The 20,077-nt window shown below is 62.5% G+C and carries 14 protein-coding genes; 2 read left to right on the plus strand and 12 right to left on the minus strand.

The genetic code is table 11. The annotated features are described in order from the left end of the window. Positions 1-56 precede the first annotated feature (56 nt). Together DSC91_RS17160 and DSC91_RS17165 are read right to left on the minus strand one after the other, a co-directional pair. Entirely contained in the window at positions 57-521 is a 465-nt protein-coding gene (locus tag DSC91_RS17160; RefSeq protein ID WP_115780068.1) for a MaoC family dehydratase, read from the minus strand. Between the two features lie 30 nt (positions 522-551). Next, positions 552-2,195, minus strand: coding sequence for a fatty acid--CoA ligase (locus DSC91_RS17165; protein ID WP_115780069.1), 1,644 nt, complete (start codon positions 2,193-2,195; stop codon positions 552-554). 413 nt (positions 2,196-2,608) lie between these two features. Between DSC91_RS17165 and DSC91_RS17170 the strand changes: the two genes are divergently transcribed. Continuing rightward, a complete protein-coding gene (locus tag DSC91_RS17170) occupies positions 2,609-3,292 on the plus strand; it encodes a Crp/Fnr family transcriptional regulator (RefSeq protein WP_175171764.1) in 684 nt (227 codons plus the stop codon). 48 nt (positions 3,293-3,340) lie between these two features. Here the strand turns inward: DSC91_RS17170 and DSC91_RS17175 are convergent, their stop codons facing one another. The 3 genes from DSC91_RS17175 to DSC91_RS17185 form a co-directional block, all read right to left on the minus strand. Then, a complete protein-coding gene (locus DSC91_RS17175; protein WP_115780070.1) occupies positions 3,341-4,492 on the minus strand; it encodes a porin in 1,152 nt (383 codons plus the stop codon). Between the two features lie 386 nt (positions 4,493-4,878). Continuing rightward, complete coding sequence (locus DSC91_RS17180; RefSeq protein WP_115783308.1) at positions 4,879-6,576, minus strand: long-chain-fatty-acid--CoA ligase; 1,698 nt, start codon at positions 6,574-6,576, stop codon at positions 4,879-4,881. A 171-nt stretch (positions 6,577-6,747) separates the two neighbouring features. Further along, positions 6,748-8,877 carry an alpha/beta hydrolase fold domain-containing protein gene (locus tag DSC91_RS17185; protein ID WP_115780071.1) on the minus strand — a complete coding sequence of 710 codons (2,130 nt, stop codon included), beginning with the start codon at positions 8,875-8,877 and terminating at the stop codon, positions 6,748-6,750. 117 nt (positions 8,878-8,994) lie between these two features. Between DSC91_RS17185 and DSC91_RS17190 the strand changes: the two genes are divergently transcribed. Beyond that, positions 8,995-9,630 carry a TetR/AcrR family transcriptional regulator gene (locus DSC91_RS17190; RefSeq protein ID WP_162831431.1) on the plus strand — a complete coding sequence of 212 codons (636 nt, stop codon included), beginning with the start codon at positions 8,995-8,997 and terminating at the stop codon, positions 9,628-9,630. Between the two features lie 56 nt (positions 9,631-9,686). Here DSC91_RS17190 and DSC91_RS17195 read toward each other — a convergent pair whose 3' ends face one another. The 7 genes from DSC91_RS17195 to DSC91_RS17225 form a co-directional block, all read right to left on the minus strand. Further along, positions 9,687-10,931 (minus strand): acyl-CoA dehydrogenase family protein, encoded by a 1,245-nt coding sequence (locus DSC91_RS17195; RefSeq protein ID WP_115780073.1) that lies wholly within the window; start codon positions 10,929-10,931, stop codon positions 9,687-9,689. Between the two features lie 80 nt (positions 10,932-11,011). Next, entirely contained in the window at positions 11,012-11,776 is a 765-nt protein-coding gene (locus DSC91_RS17200) for an SDR family oxidoreductase (protein ID WP_115780074.1), read from the minus strand. A gap of 42 nt (positions 11,777-11,818) precedes the next feature. Next, complete coding sequence (locus DSC91_RS17205) at positions 11,819-12,835, minus strand: phosphotransferase (protein WP_115780075.1); 1,017 nt, start codon at positions 12,833-12,835, stop codon at positions 11,819-11,821. A 105-nt stretch (positions 12,836-12,940) separates the two neighbouring features. After that, positions 12,941-13,627: a histidine phosphatase family protein gene (locus DSC91_RS17210; protein WP_115780076.1), complete on the minus strand. Its 687-nt coding sequence runs from the start codon at positions 13,625-13,627 to the stop codon at positions 12,941-12,943. A gap of 153 nt (positions 13,628-13,780) precedes the next feature. Beyond that, positions 13,781-14,680, minus strand: a complete 900-nt coding sequence (locus DSC91_RS17215; RefSeq protein WP_115783309.1) for a LysR family transcriptional regulator — start codon at positions 14,678-14,680, stop codon at positions 13,781-13,783. Between the two features lie 236 nt (positions 14,681-14,916). Continuing rightward, on the minus strand, positions 14,917-16,626 hold the full coding sequence (locus DSC91_RS17220) for a thiamine pyrophosphate-dependent enzyme (protein ID WP_115780077.1): 1,710 nt from the start codon (positions 16,624-16,626) through the stop codon (positions 14,917-14,919). A 224-nt stretch (positions 16,627-16,850) separates the two neighbouring features. After that, positions 16,851-19,943: an ATP-binding protein gene (locus DSC91_RS17225; protein ID WP_162831432.1), complete on the minus strand. Its 3,093-nt coding sequence runs from the start codon at positions 19,941-19,943 to the stop codon at positions 16,851-16,853. Between the last annotated feature and the right edge of the window lie 134 nt (positions 19,944-20,077).

Below are 20,077 nucleotides of genomic sequence, written 5' to 3' on the forward strand. Positions count from 1 at the left end.
TACCGCCATTTTGCTGCTCCTTCAGGAATCTCTTGCGCTTCGCCAAACGTCGTGAATCACGCGACCAGCATTGCGAGGGTCTCTGCGATCAGTGCCGGCTTGTCCTCGCCTTCGATCTGCAATTCGTTCATCGTCTTGATGAGAATGCGGCCGCCGCCCTTGCTTTCGGCCGACACGAGCGTTACACGGCTACGTACGCGCGCGCCGGCTTTGACGGGGGTCATGAAACGCACTTTGTCCAGACCGTAGTTAAGGCCCGCCGACGCGTCCCTGGGAACGATGCCGATCTCCATCGCCATGGCCGCCAGCAGCGAGAGCGTCAAATAACCGTGTGCGATCGGGCCGCCGAACGGACTCTCGCGCTTCGCCCGCTCCTCGTCCACGTGAATCCATTGCCGGTCGCCCGTACACTCGGCGAACGCATTGATACGCGCCTGATCGACCACGACCCAGTCCGACACCCCCAGCTCGCGTCCCACGAAGTCGCCGACGGTGGCGACGCTGTAATTTCCGATACTCATCGCTTGCACTCCTGCAAATTGGCTCACCGATCAGGCGAACTGCTCGCGCAACCACTTCTTGTTGAATTTGCCGACACTCGTCTTGCTGATCGCATCGACGAACTTCACGATCTGCGGCACCGCGTACTTCGATATCCTTCCGGATGTGCTGAACGACAATACGTGCTGCTTGATGTCGTCCTCCGTGACGGCCGCCCCTTCCTTGAGCACGACCAGCGCCACCGGCCGCTCGCCCCACTTCTCATCCTTGATGCCGATGACGGCCACTTCGGAAACGCCCTCGTATTGCGAGATCAGATTTTCGATCTCGAGCGATGAAACCCATTCGCCGCCCGACTTGATCACGTCCTTGAGACGATCGGTGATCTGGAGGTTGCCCGTCGGATCGACATTGGCAATGTCCTGCGTATGGAGATAGCCGCCCATCCAAAGCTGCTGGGAAGCCTCGGGATTGTTCAGATAGCCCTGCGTGAGCCACGGAGCGCGCGCGACGACCTCGCCTGTGGCTTTGCCGTCGCGAGGGAGCTCGTCCATGTTGCCGTCGACGACACGCAGATCAACGAGCGGGACAGGCCGGCCGGTCTTGCAGCGCAAACGAAGCTGCTCGTCGGAGTCGAGTTTTTCGGCCCCGGGCGGAAGTTGCGCGAGACTGAGTACGGGGCAGGTCTCCGACATCCCGTAACCGACGAACACGTCGATGCCCCGGTCCAGCGCCGCCTGAGCGAGGCCTTGCGGCAACGCGCCGCCGCCGATGATGACCTTCCACCTGCTCATGTCCGTCGCCTTCCCTTCCTCGCACGAGAGCAGCATGTGCAGGATCGTGCTGACGCAATGCGAGAATGTGACGCTCTCCTCGCGCACCAGTCGCGCGAGACGGTCGGGCACATAGCGCCCGGGATAGACCTGCTTCACACCCATGACCGTGGCGATGTACGGCATGCCCCACGCGTGAACGTGAAACATCGGAGTGAGCGGCATGTACACGTCGCCGCGATGGAAACGCTGTCCCGACACAGGGCTCGCCAGTGCCCCCATCAAGGTGATGGTGTGCAGAACCAGTTGCCGATGCGTGAAATAGACACCCTTGGGAAGACCGGTCGTGCCGGTGGTGTAAAACGTCGTTGCACGCGTGTTCTCGTCAAAGTCCGGAAACGCGTAGCGCGTGCAGCTTGCGGCCAGCATTGCCTCGTATTCCGCCGCGAAAGAAATGCTGTGCGCAGAAGCTTCGCTGCCTGGCTCATCGATCCAGATAAACGTACGCACTGTTTCCAGTTTGTCCTTGATCGCTTCGACGACAGGCAGAAAATCCGTATGAACCAGCAGGACTTCGGCGCCGGCGTGATTGATCGTATAGGCGATTTCTGCCGGAGACAGACGCACGTTCACGGTCTGCAGGACAGCGCCCATCATCGGAACGGCGAAATAGCATTCGAGGTAACGGTGGCTGTCCCAATCCATGACCGCGACGGTGCTGCCGTGCCGCACACCAAGTTGGCTCAAGCCATTGGCAAGCCGTGCGATACGCTCGCGCAGCGTTGCATAGGTCATCCGGAACTGATCCCGGTAGACGATCTCCTCGTCCTGCGCCTGAACGAACGGCGTGAGCAATAGTTGCTTGATCAGCAACGGATAGGCGTAGGCGGTAGACCCTGGCGTCTTGACTTCGTCCTGCATCGATATCTCCTTCAGTCCCAGAATGGCCTGCAAGCTTGAATTGCAGACATGGATTGCAAGCGGATGCCGATGTACTTATTCTTCCCGGCCTGCTGTGGCATCGCGTTGGGACAATCATGCAAGTGTCCGGACTCGGGCAATACCCCCCGATTGGGGGAGTGCCGTGGATACAAGCGGGGGAGACCGGAATTCCCCCCATCGCCCACGCTTGCATGGCGATTTTCCGCACGTATAGAATGAATCGATCTTCCCGATAAATGCCGATAATTCCCGGTAAGCGGCCCGGATCCGACAATGGGCCGACGACCCAGCGCCTGGCGCTCGGGTACGCACGTCTCGGAAGCTGCGCTCACTTGCGATTTCCGGTCGCGTTTTCAGCACCTATGCACATTGACCGTTCCGAAATGGCATTCATGACCGACACGTCCGAGGAAATGCGGACAAACCAGTGGTTCTGCTCGTTGCCTGCCGTCGAGCAGGAAGCGCTTGTCCAGCGCAGCGAATTGATAACGCTGCAGCCCGGCGAATATCTGTTCCGCCGCGGCGATGCACCGACTGGCTTCTGTGGCCTCAAGAACGGCAGGCTCAAAGCCTTCACGCTGCGCGAAGACGGCAAGGAAGCGATCCTGGCGGTCATCGAGGCCGGCAACTGGTTCGGGCAGACCTCCATGACCATTCGCCAGCCACGCGCACGCGATGTCGTGGCGATCGAGCGATCGACCGTCTTCGTCGTCAGGACACCCGCCTTTGACGAGCTGATGCAGAGTCAGGCGTTCCTTCGGGCCATCGCCGAGTTGCAGTCCATTCACATGAACTGGCTCTATCGCATGGTCGAAGATGCCACCCTCCACTCGACGCGCGCACGCGTCGCGCGGCGCCTGCTGTCACTCGCCTCGGGTGACGTGACAGCGTGGCCGCAGAGTCGCCAGGACGTCAGCATCTCCCAGGACACACTGGCGATGATGCTCGGCATCACACGCCAGACGCTGTCGCTGGAACTCAAGGCATTGGCCGAACAAGGCGCGATCGCGCTCCGGTATGGTCGAATCGAAATATGCTCGAAGGACATCCTCTCGTCCTTTCAGGACTATCCGTGATCGCGCCCGCCGGCCTTCCCTCATGCCGCTCGTCGTGCCGCAGGCAGACTAGAACGTGTGCCGCACGCCGGCCATGATGCCTAGCTGTGTCGTGCCGTATGCCGAACTCAGGGCGTTGACGCCCTGGAACTGGGCGCCGACCATGCCGCCGCGATACAGCGAATAGTCGGCTTCCAGATAGGTGTCCGTGCGCTTCGACCAGTTATAGTCCGCGAGCAGCTGGAATTGCGTCGCGTTTCCGTCGGCCGCGTGCGTCTTCCCGGTCTGGATCGTGCGCCAAACGTTGGCAGAAAGGTGAGTCGCATTCCCTACCAGTTGCGTCACGCCACCGAAAAACATTTGCCGGGAACTGAAGGTATTGAATTTAAGCGCGGACAATTCCGGCGCGCTGAACGGACCGTTAGGGAAATTGCCGACAAATCCCGCGTCCTCCCTGTTCACGGCCCAGCCGGCATTGACTGTCGTATCGCCGAGCGAATAGGACCCGCCAGCAGTCCAGGATTTGAAATGCGCGGACGTGTTCACGGCATCGCGCGAGTCCAGGTACGCGGCAGCCAGACGCAACGGCGCGCCGGGCAAATAGAGAAGCGATGCCCCGATCTGGCTGCCCGAACCAAACGCGCCCGCGTTGCCACCAAACGCATACGACACTTCAGCGGTGAGGGATTGCCATCGCGCCGCGTACTTGACCATGTTGCTGGTCCATACGCCCTGAGCCATCATGACTTCCGGCCGGAACTGATAGAAGGTGGGCAGCCATGGGTTGGTCACGAAGGCGCTCAGAACAGCGTCGGAAAGCGGGTTGATCTGTCGGCCCATGGTCAGCTTTCCGTAACTGCTCGACTGCAGACCGACAAAGGCCGTATTGAAGAACGGATAGGCGGGATCGGTCGCGCCGGTGTTCGGGAAAAAGCGATTCTCAAGCTGGAATACGACCTTCGTTCCGCCACCAATGTCTTCCGCTCCCTTGAATCCCCAAAGACTCTCGTTTGCGCCGTTGGCGAGCTGCACACGGGAATCGCCCTGTGGATTCGCGTGAGTCGTGTAGCGAATTCCTTCATCGACGACGCCGAAAAGCGTGACCGACGACTGCGCGGTTGCCGAGGCCGCGTACAGCGCCGCAGTGCACATGATGGCCACTGCCAGGCCGGCCTTGCGTCGATGCCGTTCATTTCCGGCCAGTCTCCCTACCTTCGTCATATATAAACTCCGATTTTATGATTATGTTGCACTACGAACCATATGAACCACATCGGCAGCTTATTCATTGCCAGCCAAGTACGAGCGCATGAGTGCTTCCTGTTGCGTGACTCAATCAGCCGACATGACTTGATCGGCCTGCCGTCCCGGAGAAAACCTCATGCTCTGACGGCACTGGCGCTGGCACCGGCACTGGCGCCGTCGTCGAACAAGCCGTTGTGTCCACAACCACACGTTGCCCTGAAACGTCGATCACAACTGCCAGAAAACTTACGTTGCGCGCCATGAACGGGTTGGCCACGGCACCACGCCTTATCCCGCCGCGTCAGCGCGGCGTGGGGGATAACCCTGGAGGCGTGGCAAAAACGCATCGCGCGGGCAACGGATCAATCCAGCCGGCGGTCTTCGGAATGAACGTTTCGACTCCGTGTCTCCTCTTCCTGCAGCAGTCGCCACTGGATTTTTCCGCTCGCGGTGCGAGGCAAGCTGGCGGCAAACCGAACGACGCGCGGAACCTTGTAGGACGCCATGCGTTCGCGGGCCCACGACACCACTTCGTCTTCCGTCGCGTGCTCGCCGTTCCGAAGCACGATGACCGCCTTGACCGATTCGCCTCGACGCGGATCGTGAGTCGCAATGACACACGCCTCCTGGACGGCGGGATGCTCGAACAGCATGGCCTCGACCTCGGCCGGCCAGACTTTGTAGCCGGAGGCGTTGATCATGCGCTTGAGCCGGTCGACGACGAAGAAATACCCGTCGCGATCGACGTAGCCAAGGTCTCCCGTGCGCAAATAGCGCGTCCCATCGATCAGAACGAATGCATCTCGCGTCGCTTCCGGCGATTTCCAATACCCGTCGAATACTTGAGGTCCGCTGACGAGAATCTCGCCTGTTTCGCCTTCACCGAGCGGCACGAGCGTCTCGGGATCGACGACGAGTGAATCCGTGTTGAAGATCGGCACCCCCATGCACTGTCGCCTGGCGTGCTTCGGCGGATTGATGTGGGTCGCCGCCATCGTCTCGGTGAGGCCGTACCCTTCCACGTACGGGATGCCCCAACGCTGCTCGATCTGCTGCGCGACAGCTTGCGGCATCGCGGCACCACCACCGCTCAGGTACGTCATGGAACTCAGGTCGAACCTGTCGACGTCCGTCAGGTTCAACAGGTCGATGAGCATCGTGGGAACCGTGACCCATGTGCTTACGCGGTGGCGTTCGATCACGCGCGCGGCACAGCGCGCGTCCCAGCGGGTCATGATCGCCATCGTCGCGCCGATGAATATCGGCATGTTCATGCAGTTCTGCATGCCGGTGACGTGAAACAGCGGCACGGAGCACAGCATCACGCTCTCGTTCGCGAGGCTCGGCCATTCAGCACACGAGACCGTTGAATGCATCACGCTGCGATGAGTATGGATGCACCCTTTGGGACGGCCGGTCGTGCCGGAGGTATACGGAATGACCGCCAGATCCTCGGGCCGGGATGCGTGGCCACGCGGCATGCACGCGCGAGCGAGCGCGTCGTTCCAGCCGATGACGGCAGGGCTGTTGACAGATTCTGTGCGAGGCAGCGGCCCGGACGATGTCAGGACGCCTGGCAGCGGCAGATCGGTCCGGTCGCGAAGATAGTCGGCATAACGTGCAGGGATTACATAGTCAACCTGACGATCCGGCAGTGACCGCACATGCTCCATGAGTTCTTCGCCGACGAAGGCGACGCTCGCCCCGCTATCTTCGAGTATGTGTTGCAGCTCCGACGTCCGGTTCATCGGATTGACGGGCACGACTACGGCATCCGCGCGCAGCACCGCATAAAAGGCGATGACGAATTGCGGACTGTTCTGCATGTAGAGGACGACGCGATCGCCTCGCCCGATGCCGCAGTGCTGCTGCAGGAATCCGGCCATCGCATCGACTTCGGATCGCAACTGCCGGTAGCTTACGGTACTGCCGTAGTAGAGAATGGCTGCCTTGTCCGGATGGCGGTTCGAGGAAACTTCGAGATTCGTGTACAGCGATGTCCGCGGCGCGGATAGTTGCCGCGGCACACCGACTGGCCGACGCGTTGAGGTTGCGGTCATGTCTGCTCCGAGCATGAGACGAATTCAGTGAGATGGCGTAGCGCCTTGAAGCCGATTGCTTGCGTCACGGGCACATCGTCCGCGACGCAAGCAGCATCTGCCCACGCCGGCGCTGCGCAGGCAGGCTGCCGCATCCGAACCTGGCGCCGTGCGCGAGGCGGATGCGCCGCTCTACGCCGGAAGGAGCCGGCGGCTCCACTGGCCGATTTCTTCTAGCGTCTCGGCGGTTTCCGGCAGGAACGGGAAGAGCGTGAAGACGTGAACCGAATCGGCCACCATCTTCAGCTTCACGTTTGCGCCGGCTGCCGTTGCCCGTTCCGCGAAACGCGTCGTGTCGCTTTCCAGCACCTCGCCCTCGACGGCCGAAAGGAAGACCGGCGGCAGGTCGGCCAGATCCGCGAACAGCGGCGAGACCATGGGATCGGTCGGCTCGTGGCCCTGGAAGTAGGACGCCACAAGATTGGAAAGCGTCTCGCGATTCGCGGCCGGGTCGTCTCCCGAATTCGCGATGACGGAGGGCCCGCCAAGCGTGAGATCCGTGAGCGGGCCGATTGCCACGACGCCGGCCGGCAACGGCAGCCCCGCGCGACGCAACGCGGCAGCCAGCGCCAGGGCGAGGCCGCCCCCGGACGATTCGCCGCTCAGGAACACCGTCGACGGATCGACACCCGCAGCGAGTAAGCCGCGATAGGCGCTGAATGCGTCATCGAATGCGGCCGGATACGGATGCTCGGGCGCGAGGCGATAGTCGACGGTGTAGCACGGACCGTTGAGGGCGCGCGAAAGACGGCTTGCGTATTCAACCGAGCTTTTAGCCGTTCCCAGCACGTAGCCGCCGCCGTGGAAGTGCAACACGGTCGCCTTGTGCCCTGCCCCCGCGGCAACCACGCGCAACGCACTGACCCCGTGCAGATCGACGTCCGTCACTTCCGTGCCCGCGGGCGCCGGGAACTGCTCCAGAAGGAACCGTTCATAAGCCGCGCGCTGTCCCCGGTCGCCGCGCGCAATGTCATCCGGCTTGAACACGCCCTTCCAGAGATCGAAAGCGCGCTGGCTCTCGGGGCGCGCCATCCGCTTTCCTTCGCGTGCCGCGCTCAAGCCGACGACCTCGCCCGGCGGCAGCTTGGCCGCCTTGAGAATGTCGTGTCCCCAGGCGAACGACCACGAAGCCTCAGCCAGCGGATCGATACGCGAGAGCCCCTTCAGTCGTCCGTTCCGTTGACGTACACGCGCCTCGTCGGGCTCATGCGCCCAATCGACGACAAAGCGCGCGCCCGCCTGAATCCGCGTAGTACGCGGCTGGCGGCGCTGCTCGTATTCCAGCAGCGCGTCCTGAACGCCGGCCCGGCCATGGTTCTTGAGACAGCTGGCGAGAACCCATGCGTCTTCGATCGCCTGGCAGGCGCCTTGCGCCAGGTAGGGCACCATCGCATGCGCCGCGTCGCCGAGCAGGGCGATCCGTCCGGTGCTCCAGTGTTCGATCGGATCCCGGTGGTACATCCCGGTAATGAACGTCGAGTCCACGGCGTCCAGCATCTTCTGGACGGTCGGCTCGGCCCCGTCGAACGAGCGCCGCAGTTGCGCGACGTCCCCCGACTGCGTCCACGACTCGCGGCTCACTTCCGTTGCCGGCACCGACGCAAGAATGCTGTAGAGGTCCTTACGAACCCAGTACGAAACGATATTCCTGCCCACGCCGAACCAGTTGTTCCCGGCCACCGGCAACCGCAGGCCCGCAAGCCGGTCGGCAGGGATGAGCGAGCGCCACATCAGGATGTTGGCGAACTGCTTCTCCTCAGGTCCCCGCAGCGCCGTGCGAACGGCGGAGTGAATGCCATCCGCGCCGATCACGGCGTCGCCACGAATCACTTCGCCATTTTGCAGTGTGACGTAAGCGCCCTCGTCGTCCTGCGAAACCGACGCGCACTCCGCTCCCAGGCGGATCACGCCAGGCGGCACGGCCTTCGCGAGCAGGTCGATCAGGTCGGCGCGGTGGACGTTGTAAAGCAGCGCGCCGTAACGCGCCTCTGCCTCCTTGCCCAAGGGAGCCACGTACAGAAGACGTCCCGTCGACAATTCCAGGTAGTCAAAACGCTCCGGCACGGTCGCGACGCTCGCCAGCGCCGGCTCAAGCCCCAATTCCCGTAGCACGATCGTGCCGTTCGCCGCGATCTGGACACCCGCTCCGACCTCCGTCAATTGCGGCGCACGCTCCAGTACAATCGGCTCGATGCCGTGGCGTAGCAGCGCCAGAGCGGTCGTTAACCCACCAATGCCTCCTCCGACAACTATGATTTTCATGCAAAGTTTCTCCTATCGAGTTAGTTATTGCAGTGTAGTTAATTAACTCGACACGGTAAAGTAATGACGACACCAGGGAAAACCCTTCGCTCGGATGGGGCGGAGACACGAATTCGCTTGAAGGAAGAGGCCCAACGCCTGTTCGCGCTGCGCGGACTGGACGGGGTTTCCGTGCAGGACATCATTTCCGCCGCAGGGCAGCGCAATAGCGCCTCGCTGCGCTATTACTTCGGGAACAAACTCGAACTGGCACGCGAGCTGGTCGTGGACGGTGCGCGCCTGATCGACGAAGACCGTCAGGCGCGGCTCGACAGACTGGAGGCGGAGGAAGGGATCAGCGTACGGGCGGTATTGGGCGCGCTGCTCTTTCCGATGCTCGAGCTGGCGGATCGTACCGGTCAGGCGACATACATCCGCATGATCGCCAACTTGCAGTTGAACAACCGCGCGTTCTTGCGGGAGGCGCTGGAAAACAAGTGGAATCTGGGCTATCAGCGCTGCAATGCCCTGCTCCGCGACCTGCTTGCCGATATCCCGCCGGCCATCGTCGATCACCGGCTGTCGCTCGTCGGCATTTACGGCAATGCCTCGCTGGCAGCGTGGGAAGCGAGCCGTGACAGCGACGAGACGGGCGGGCTGTGGTCGCCGCAATACGCCGTGTCCAGCTTGATGGACACCTTCGAAAGCGTGCTCACCGCGGCGCTCTCGGAGGAAACGCGGTCCCTGTTGGGGGATGCTGACGGCGAGCGCTAGTCCGCTCGCCGCCGGAGTTCCCCCACAAGGTCGGCCCGTGAAACTGGCGCGCTGCGTTACACCGGCGCTGTCAGGTAGGGATTGTCCTTCCCCGGCTCACAGGGCTGCGCCTTGATTTCCATCCGTGCAATGCTCTGCAGGTGAACCTCGTCCGGGCCATCCGCGAAGCGCAACGCACGGCCCCACGTCCAGCTATCGGCCAATGGCGTGTCGGGGCTCAACCCCATCGCGCCGAACACCTGCATCGCCCGTTCGCACACAGCGGTGTGAACACTCGGCACGAGCGCCTTGATCATCGAGATCTCCTTCTTCGCCTCCTTCGCGCCCACGTTGTCGATCATCCACGCGGCTTTGAGAACGAACAGCCGCGCCTGATCGATTTCGATTCGCGACTTCGCGATCCATTCGGCGACCACACCCTGCTCATACAGCGTCTTTCCGAATGCCGTGCGCGCCTGAGCCCGCTCCACCATCAACTCGAGCGCGAGTTCCGCGGCGCCGATCGAACGCATGCAGTGATGAATCCGTCCTGGCCCAAGGCGCGCCTGCGCGAGCGCAAAGCCACTGCCCTCTTCCCCGAGGAGATTCGAGCGCGGTACGCGCACGCCCTTGAACTCGATCTCGCAGTGGCCTTCCGGCGCCACGTGATTGACCACCGGGATATTGCGGATCACCTTGACGCCCGGTGTATCGCGGGGCACGAGAATCATGCTCTGCTGAGCGTGGCTCGGTGCGTCCGGATCCGTTTTGCCCATCACGATGAAGAGCTGGCAATTCGGGTGCGCGGCATTCGTGATGAACCACTTCCGGCCGTCGATGACATAGTCATCGCCGTCACGGCGAATCGACGTCGTGATGTTGGTTGCGTCCGAAGAGGCCACAGCCGGCTCCGTCATCGCGAACGCCGAGCGGATCTTGCCGTCGAGAAGCGGTTTGAGCCACTGCTCGCGCTGGGCGGGCGTGGCAAACATATGGAGCAATTCCATATTGCCCGTGTCCGGCGCATTGCAGTTGAACACCTCCGATGCCCACGACACCCGCCCCATGATTTCGGCCAGGGGCGCGTACTCGAGGTTGGTCAGGCGGGTACCGGGTTCGTCATCGCGCAGATGCGGAAGGAACAGGTTCCAGAGACCCTCTTCGCGCGCCTGCTCCTTCAGGGTCTCCATAAAGGAGACCGGATATTGACCCGCGCTCACCTCGTCGTGCCACTGCCGGATGCGTGGAACGATGTGCGTATCCATGAACATGCGCACCTGAGTGCGCAGCGCTTCGACTTTCGGGCTGTATGCAAAGTCCATTTTTACTCTTCCCTAATCCTGATTGATGTCGTCGACGCGCCGGCCGATCACGTGGCCAACCGCTCGCATCGACCCCTTGACTAGATCGTCAGTCCACCGTCGACGACGATGCACTCTCCGTTGGTATAGCTCGCGGCATCCGACACCAGGTAAAGCACGGTGCCCGCCATCTCACGAGGTTCCGCGTGACGCCGCAGCGGGATGCGCGACATCCAGTTTTCGTAAGTGGCCTGATCGGCGAACAGTGCCCCCGCAAAGCGGGTTTTGGTCAGTCCGGGGAGCAGCGCGTTCACCCGAATCCCCAACGGCCCGCACTCCTTCGCGAATGCCCGCGTCATGTTGACAACGGCGGCTTTGGTGATCGAGTAGATGCCTTGTCGGTCGCCGGGCTGCAATGCATTGACCGAAGCCGTGTTGACGATCGCACCGCCGCCGTGCTCCCGCATCAGCTTGCCCGCCTCGACGGACATGAAGAAGTAACCGCGCAGGTTGACTTCCACCGTCTTTTCGAACGACGACAGATCGGTATCGAGAATGTGGCCAAAATACGGATTGGTCGCCGCGTTGTTGACGAGGATGTCCAGCCGGCCATGCCGTGCCCGAATATGCTGGAAGATCGCGTGAATGTCCTCGAGACGCCCCACATGGCACGGATGCGCTTCAGCGCTCCCGCCTGCTTCGGTGATCTCGCGTGCCACAGACTCGCAATCTTCCAGCTTGCGGCTCGACACAATCACATGAGCACCCTGTTCGGCGAGCAGTCTGGCGATCTCTTCACCGATGCCGCGGCTAGCGCCCGTCACCAGAGCAATCTTGCCTTTCAGATCAAACAAATCAGTAGTCACAATCAGTCTCCCTATCTCTACGTTCCACATTCCTGCCTGTCTTCAGATCAGGTCAGTCGCCATCCTGGCAAGCGCCCCGGCCATCTCCCCCACTTGCCGCGCTTTTTCATTCGATGCGTTACCGCCCAAGGCCCGCTTCTTCACGCCCTGTGCGATCGCGGCAAGCCGGAAGAAGCTGAACGCCAGGTAGAAGTTCCAGTTCTCGATCGACGGCATTCCCCGTCGCGCGCAATACCGCTCGACAATCGACGCCTCGTCCGGCACCCCCAAGGTCCTTCGATTCAGGCCCGCGAGTCCGGCGATATGGCTGCCGGGTGGAAGCCGCAAGCACATGCAGAAGTACGCGATGTCAGCCAGTGGATTGCCGAGCGTGGATAGCTCCCAATCGAGAACCGCGCGAACTTGCGGCGCATCGTGCGTGAAAATGAGGTTGTCGATACGGAAGTCCCCGTGCACGAGCGAAGGCTTTCCCGCCTCCACCGGACAGTGGGCGGGCAGCCACTCGATCAGCGACTCCATCGCCTCCAGGATATCGGTCTGCGCGGCGCGATATTGCTTGCTCCAGATGTCGATCTGACGCGCGAAATAGTTGCCCGGGCGGCCGTAGTCCGACAATCCGGCCTCGTCGATATCCACGTCGTGGAGCGCCGCCATCGTGTCGAGCAGTGCGTCGTAGATGGCGCCGCGCTTATCGACGGGCACGTCGGGCAGCGCCGGATTCCAGAAGATTCGCCCGTCTTCGTAGCTCATGACGTAAAACAGGCTACCCATGACGTCACGGTCCTCGCAAAGGTGATAGGCACGCGCGACAGGCACCGCTGTCCGGCCGAGCGCCGATATCACGCGAAACTCACGATCAACCGCATGGGCGGACTTGAGCAGCGCGCCGGGAGGTTGGCGCCTCAGCACGTAGCGACCGCTTTGCGCATTCAACAGAAACGTCGGATTGGATTGTCCGCCTGGAAATTTTTCGACGGACAACGGCCCATGAAAGCCGGGCACGTGCGCCGTCAGATAGCGGGTGAGCGCGTCGGTGTCGAATTGAAGGCTGGCGTTCATGTTGCCTCCCGCTGGGCCGCCCCGAGAGAGGCAACGCCCTCCTGAGGGGCAGCAAATGTTAAATGAGCGTGGGGGTGGTTCATGTCGAGGGAATACAGGTAGAGGTCAACCGTAGGTCACAAATTCACGCCGCTCGGCACGCTCGAGATGAGGCACCGAATTGAAGCTGACGAGCGACATCGCGTCGCCGTTGAAGACATATTGGCAAACGCTGCTGTTTCGAATCTGCATGTTGAGCGCAATCGCGGTCGCTGCGGGCGCCTGCAGAACCTGTTGGGCAGTGACCGCGATCGGACCGCCTGAACTCACCACCAGAACGCGCCCGCCGCCGGCCCGCTGGATCTCGACGCGCGCACGCCGGACACGCGTCTGGAATTGCTGCCATGTCTCAGGAACACGGCCCGGCAGGCGGTCATCGGCCCAAAGCTGCAGCACGTGCCGAAGCCCTTTGTAGAAGTCCTTCTTTGAGCGTGTGGCCAACTGCCCCGCGGACGAACCTGGCGGCAGCCCCTCTTCGTCGAGGGCTGCGAACAATGCCTGGAAATCGTATTCGTTCAAATCCGCGTCTTGCGCGATCTCGACCTGCGGGCCGCACATTGCGGCAAGAATGGCATCGACAGTTTGCCGATGCCGCTGCATCGTGCCGATGACGACGCGGTCGAACCGCACGTTCGCCTGCGCGAAGTACTCGCCGAGCCAACTTGATTGGGTACGACCGGAGGGTGATAGCTCGTCATAGTTTTCAGCGCCGAAAGACGCCTGGCCATGCCGTACAAGATAGAGTTCTGCCATGCCGTCCTCGTCTGAACATGACTAGCAGAATACCCAGTGGAACATCATTCAGGAAATTGATTGTTGTGATAGACGGCTATAAGTTTTCGTGACACCGCGCGTAGATGTCCCCGCATGTCCCCGCATGTCCCCGCGCATCGCCGTCAGCCCCGGCTACTGGTGCATTTCCCGCATGAGACGCCCAATCTGCTCGCGCAGCCAACGATGAGCCGGGTCCCCTGTCACGCTTCGATGCCAGTAGGAATGCGACTGGAGATCCGGCAGATCGAACGGCAGGGCCAGGATGCGCGCGTCATACCGCTGCAGAAGCACGAGCGGGGCCGTGAGCACGAGATCGGTTCGCATCGCGATCAGCGGAGCAACCAGATAGTGCTGAACCCGCGTCTGGATCGATCGCCTGAGGCCCAGTCTGTTCAGTTCCGCATCGACGAGGCCCGTCCCCTGGGGGCGGCTGGATACGTGGATATGACCGAACCTGAGGTAGTCGTCGATCGTCAGCTTCTTCTTCGCAAACGGATGGTCGTGACGCAGCATGCATGCATAGCGGTCACGGCCGAGCGGCTCCTGCTCGAGGTAGGGGTCGTCGATCAGCGGCGCGTCGATCGCGAGATTGACCGCCCCGCTCGCCAGCGCTTCCGGAACCTCTTTGCGCGTCGTGAAATAGCTCTCGATGCGAATGCCGGGCGCCAGCCGCTGCAGCACTTCCTCCAGCGCGGGCAGGAGGAGCGCCTCCGTGAGGTCGGTCATGCTGAGCCGGAACGTACGCTCGGACGAGGCGGGCTCGAAGCGTCCGCCGACGTGCGTACTCGAGTCGAGCAGTTGCAGCGCCTCGCGAACCTGGCCGATGATGTTTTCCGACACGGGAGTCGGCATCATGCCGGCCGACGTGCTGACAAACAGCGGATCGTCGAATGCTTTGCGCATCCGCGCCAACGCGTTGCTGACAGCAGGCTGAGTGATGAACAGCAGCTCCGCTGCGCGCGTCAGGTTTCGCGTTCTGTAGACGGCTTCGAAGACAACGAAGAGATTCAGATCGACCTTTGACAGACGCATATTCAGATTCCCCGACGCCACTCGAGCTGTATTTTCGACTCCTTCTGTTCACACGCATGCGTCGGCGCAAGGCGACGCCCGGCGTGGTATCGCGGAGCAACCCCGGCGAGTCTACTCCTGCCGCTACGGGACAGCCAGACGGGAACATGGCGACGCTTCGCGCACGCCGATCCATCGGTGCGGCGCGATTGCAAAGGCGGTGACGGACTGTCCACCGCCCCCTGCCCCCGCAAGCCTTATAGATTTTCGCGAATCATCGCGAACACGTCGGCGGACTGCCCCTGCAGCATGGCTTTCGCCGAATACAGGACCATTCCGTACGCCGCGCCCCATTCGATCCTGGGAGGCATCACGAGCGTCATCGTGTCGACCTTGACGTTCAGAAGCGCGGGGCCGGGTTCATTCAACCATGCGACGACTGCATCCTCGAGCTCATCGGCTTTCGTCACCGTGCGCCCCCACAATCCGATCGCCTCGGCGACCTTGCCGAAGTCCGGGTTTTGCAGGCCCGTATAGAGCGGAAGCATGCCTTCGGACTTCTGCTCGATGTCGATGAATCCAAGCTTGCCGTTATCGAACACCACCACCTTGACGGGCAACTTCTCCTGCACGACCGTCATGAGCTCGCCGAACAGCATGGCGAGACCGCCGTCGCCTGACATGGATATCACCTGGCGTCCGGGCTGGCACTTCTGCAACCCCATCGACATCGGCAGGGCCGCCGCCATCGTGCCGTGGAGCAGACTCGAAAACACCCGGCGTTTGCCGTTCGTTTCGATATGCCGGTAAAGCCAGACCGTGGGCGTCCCATCGTCGGCGCAGAAGAGTGCGTCGCTCGCGGCGTGCCGGTTGATCAGCTCGGTCAGATAGATGGGAGGAATCGTTCCGCGATTGGACGCAACGGCCTTCGACCGATGGGTTTCCACCGCGCGGGCATGCTGTTCGACGAGCCTGTCGCGGAACTCGGTCGACGTACGCGCTTCAAGGCGTGGAAGCAACGCCGCCATCGTGGCCTTGATATCGCCGACCAATCCTAGCGTGACCGGATGCCGCCGGCCGAGATGATCGGGCGCCATGTCGATCTGCACGATTCTGGCCTTCTCCGGGTAGAACTGCCGCCACGCGAAGTCGGCGCCCAGCAACAGCAAAGTCTCGCATTCGGAGACCGCCAGATAGCCCGCTTCGCCGCCGATAATGCCGGTCATGCCGACGTTGTAGGGGTTGTCGTGCTCCAGCGCGTCTTTTGCGCGGGACGTGTGCGCAATGGGTGCCTTGAGCCGCTCGGCAACGGCCAGGATTTCGGCGTGGGCGCCACGGCATCCCGAACCGCCGTAGATCGCGATCTTCTCGCCTGAATTAAGGATTGCGGCGACACGGTCGAGGTCTGCGTCGCTCGGCCGGACAACGGGCACATTCGTGTGGACCGAATACGGAACGTTGTCGCTCGCGTCGGCATGGGCAATGTCGACCGGAACGATCAGCACGGCGACGCCGCCCTTTGCAATGGCGGTCTGACAGGCAATCACGGTTTTGCGTCGCGCCTGCTCCGGCGTGATGATCATGTCGCAGAACACGCTGCACGATCCGTAGATCGCCTTGAAGTCGACTTCCTGCGGAAAGTTGAAGCCGAGTTCCTCGCTCGCCACCTGGGTTGCAATCAGGATCACCGGCGCCCGATTGCGGTTCGCGTCCACCAGGCCGTTAATGAAGTGAAGGCTGCCCGGGCCGCAGCTTCCCGCCACGGCCGTAAGGTTGCCGGTCAACATGGCTTCTGCTTCAGCGGCGAACGCCCCCGCCTCTTCATGGCGCACGTGGACCCACTCGATCTCGCTCTCGTCGATGTGATGAGCGATGAGATTCAGCGTATCGCCCACGATCCCGTAGCAATGCTTGACGCCCGCCGAGGCGAGCGTGTCCACAATGATTTCGGCAACTTTTTTGCTCATGTCGGCTCTCCTGAAGGCGCTCCATGCATGACAACGATTCGCCACCGTTGTGAACCGCAGGCCCGGCGTTCGTCGCTGCGGGGCGCGCTGATTCCATCGGTGCGAAGATTCACTTATCGTGCGTGAATTCCCCATGAGCCGATATCACCCTCAGGGGGGATTGGCGCCATGATGGCTCCCCCATGCTCCATGCCTCACGCCTGAACTCAGGTCTGAAGGATGCGTCAGCGTGTTGAAAGAGCGAGCAGACGCCGGCCGATCCGATCGCCGCGCGGCAAGGAATTCGACAGGTGCTCGAGCGTCGACATGAAACGGCGCTGCTGCACATCCGCCTGTTCGGCGTCGCCACAGGCCTCGTGAATCGTTGCCGCCGTGCGGTGAAGCCGCCAGTCCGCCAGCGGGGTTTCGAAGCCTGCCGTAGCCGCGAACGCGGCGTCGATGCGCTCGCGTGCCATGAGCGGATCGCCGCTCGCGAGCGCCTCGCGCGCAACGACGTCCCAGGCGAGCGCCTGCCACGTCCGGTCCTCGGTGGCGAGGGCGAGCGTGAGGAACGCGTGGCCGTGCACGTGGGCGCTGCGAGGGTCGCCCGCCATCAGCGCGGCCTCGGAGCGCCCCCATTCGATTGCCAGCCGCCAGTACCAGTCGAACATGATGGGCGTGGCGTCCATCTGCCGTTGTGCTTCGGCGAACAGCGACGAGGCGCGTACGCCGTCCTCCAATCCGATATACGCGAGGCCCGCGAGCACGATGCACGCACGGTGCTGCACGGGCAGCAGCGCGCCGGGGTCGGCTTCGGCCGCCCGAGCGGTCGGAGCCGGAACAAAGCGTTCGTACATGTCGATGACCGATTCGTACTCCATCGTGTGCACGAGCAGCCAACCCCGGTAGACCTCGAGTGTGCGGGCCGCGAAGTAATCGCCGTTCTCGCGGAACGAAGCCATCCCCTGGTCGAACGATTCCATCGACCGGCCTAACTCGCCGAGGAAAAGCTGAGCCCACGGCGTACCCAGCCGGAGCATCCACGTCGCCCTCGCGAGGTCGAAGCCCGGATGTTCCACTGCGTGTTCAAAGAGGATCTGGTAATTCGCGCGCACAGTCCCGAGCGCTTCGCGATACCTACTGGAAATGATGCACAGCATGCTGTATTCCAGATTCGCCCGGGCGATCAGCAAGGGATCCCCCGTCTCGCGCAGCGCGCGCATCGCGGTCTCGCACTCGATCAGATCGGCATGCGACCAGCCGTCGGTCCAGATACGGCGTACGCAGGCGCTCACGCGCACCAGCGCACTGACGCGCAGGTCGGGATGCGATGCACTGAGCGCAAGCGCCTCGTCCAGCATCTCGATGCAACGTCGTCTGTCGCTCCAGCTAAACACGTAGGCGAGGCCGAGCATGGCGCGCAATTGCGCATCGAGCCGGCCAATCGCGCGGGCCTGCTCCTCCAGTTCGATCCAGGCGGCCTCAGCGCGTGGATCATGCGCCGCGGCGTAAAGCGACGCGCGCGCCTCGGCAAACTCAAAGCTTTTGAGCGGCCGCAAATCGGACGGCAACTTTCTGGTGAGCGAAGCGGCAAAGTCGAGAATCGACTGCGCCTCGCGATAGGCAAACCGAAGCTTCGCGGTTTGCAGCGCAATGCGCAGATAGTCGATCGCCTTGAGCCAGTCTCCCGCGTCGGCGAAATGGTGGCCGAGTTCGTCCGCCACCTCCGCTCGCTGATCGCGGGCATAGATCGCCTCGAGCCGTTCCGCGATTTGCCGATGCAAACGGGAGCGGCGAGTCAGCCCCTGGCGCCCATAGAACGCGTGGCGAACGAGGGCATGGTCGAAACAGAACATCGCCGCCGCGCTCCCGTCGGGTAAGCGCTTCACGCCGCAACGTTGAATGAAGCGCTGATTGCGTGCCAGCGCCTCGCAGAGATCGTCGAACTGCTCGGTCGACAAACCCGCGGCCCCGGCCACCGTCGCCGATGAAAACCGAAGCCCTGCCACGCTGGCGGCTTCCAGCAGATTCCTTTGGTCGGCGGGGAGGCGCCGGATTCTACCCTCGAGCGTCCGGGTTATCGTGTGGGGCGCCGCCGCGCCGATCGTCGCGAGAGGCGCCAGCGGCCGCCAGCCCGTCGCCGTCTTGCGCAGCATGTTGCGCTCCACGAGATCCGCGAGGGTCGCCCGCATAAACAGCGGATTGCCGCCACAGCGTTGCGCGATGAGATCGGACAGTTCTTCCTCGGCTGGGTCGGTACGATCGCGGTCCGTCAGCCACGCAACCACCGCGTCGCGCGGCAATGGGCCAAGCACCAGATCCCGGCATAGGCCCCTCAACGAAAGCTCGTGATGCAGTTGCTCGATGGGGTGCTCGGTCAGCGCCGCCTCGTCCGGCCGGTAAGTGACGACGACCATCAGGCGCAGCGCGCCCGGCTGGCGCGCCATCGCCGCCAGCAAGTCGATGGTCGAATAGTCGGCCCAATGAAGATCTTCGAATATCAGCAGCAGCGGTCGCATCTGCGTCAGAAAGCTCAGCAAGCCCCGGATTTCCCGCAGCATGCGTTCGCGCGACGCAGCAAGAATCTGCCGATGCAAGGACTCGCGTACATGGCTCGCCACCTGGCCCGGGAGCTGCCATGCCCACGTGGGCGCGAGCGTCACCAGCGCTTTCACGACTTCGCTGCCGCCGCTTCCCTGGCAAAGCTGCCCGAGCGCCTGCAAAACCGGATAAAACGGCTCCGTGCCGCCATAGCCTTCGACACAATGCCCTTCGGCGACCCACGCATCGTCGGGTCCGAACCGCTGGTCGGCAACGAACTGCCTGAGCAACGCTGTCTTGCCGATGCCCGGCTCGCCGGCAATCACCACGACCTGGCCGTTTCCGGATCGGACCCGGTCCATTGCGGCACTCAGTTGCTGCAGTTCGCCCGTGCGCCCGGCAAAGCGGCCGAAGCTTTCCTCGCCCGCGGCCGGCACGGACGCCGTTGCAGGCGCCTCGACGGGCGCGACGAAACGATAGCCGCGTCCGCGCAGCGTTTCGATGTAGCGAGGGCGCTGCGCACTGTCGCCAAGCCGCGCCCGGATCATTTGTATGTGGCTCTTCACGACTTCGGGCTGCACGTGCACATCGGGCCACACTGCTTCGAGCAGCGCGTCATGGGTAATCAGCGCACCGCGATGCTCGATCAGAAACCGCAGGACGTCGAACGTCTTGCGCGTCAGGTCGATCCGCTCGGGTGCCGTACCGGCATCCAGCCGCCAAAGGCATTCGTTCGCCGTATCCAGACGAAAGCCTTCGAAACTGACCGACGACAGCCTGCTCGACTGAGCCTTCATACCGACTTTGCTCCTCATGCCTGGATCAGGCTCGAATGGGTTGCACGCGGGGTTGCACACATGAGCGCCATCTCAAACCTCTGACGAACCGACATGCCCGCCCGACGGGACGCGACGCACGCTTTTACCTTGAA

It is taken from the genome of Paraburkholderia caffeinilytica, from assembly GCF_003368325.1.
GTDB classification, from domain to species: Bacteria; Pseudomonadota; Gammaproteobacteria; order Burkholderiales; family Burkholderiaceae; genus Paraburkholderia; species Paraburkholderia caffeinilytica.

Excerpts from the sequence above, each read along its gene's own strand:
- DSC91_RS17180 (WP_115783308.1), bottom strand. The coding sequence starts at position 6,576 with ATGACCGCAACCTCAACGCGTCGGCCAGTCGGTGTGCCGCGGCAACTA.
- DSC91_RS17210 (WP_115780076.1), bottom strand. The coding sequence starts at position 13,627 with ATGGCAGAACTCTATCTTGTACGGCATGGCCAGGCGTCTTTCGGCGCT.
- DSC91_RS17165 (WP_115780069.1), bottom strand. The coding sequence starts at position 2,195 with ATGCAGGACGAAGTCAAGACGCCAGGGTCTACCGCCTACGCCTATCCG.
- DSC91_RS17220 (WP_115780077.1), bottom strand. The coding sequence starts at position 16,626 with ATGAGCAAAAAAGTTGCCGAAATCATTGTGGACACGCTCGCCTCGGCG.
- DSC91_RS17160 (WP_115780068.1), bottom strand. The coding sequence starts at position 521 with ATGAGTATCGGAAATTACAGCGTCGCCACCGTCGGCGACTTCGTGGGA.
- DSC91_RS17175 (WP_115780070.1), bottom strand. The coding sequence starts at position 4,492 with ATGACGAAGGTAGGGAGACTGGCCGGAAATGAACGGCATCGACGCAAG.
- DSC91_RS17185 (WP_115780071.1), bottom strand. The coding sequence starts at position 8,877 with ATGAAAATCATAGTTGTCGGAGGAGGCATTGGTGGGTTAACGACCGCT.
- DSC91_RS17205 (WP_115780075.1), bottom strand. The coding sequence starts at position 12,835 with ATGAACGCCAGCCTTCAATTCGACACCGACGCGCTCACCCGCTATCTG.
- DSC91_RS17170 (WP_175171764.1), top strand. The coding sequence starts at position 2,609 with ATGACCGACACGTCCGAGGAAATGCGGACAAACCAGTGGTTCTGCTCG.
- DSC91_RS17195 (WP_115780073.1), bottom strand. The coding sequence starts at position 10,931 with ATGGACTTTGCATACAGCCCGAAAGTCGAAGCGCTGCGCACTCAGGTG.
- DSC91_RS17215 (WP_115783309.1), bottom strand. The coding sequence starts at position 14,680 with ATGCGTCTGTCAAAGGTCGATCTGAATCTCTTCGTTGTCTTCGAAGCC.
- DSC91_RS17225 (WP_162831432.1), bottom strand. The coding sequence starts at position 19,943 with ATGAAGGCTCAGTCGAGCAGGCTGTCGTCGGTCAGTTTCGAAGGCTTT.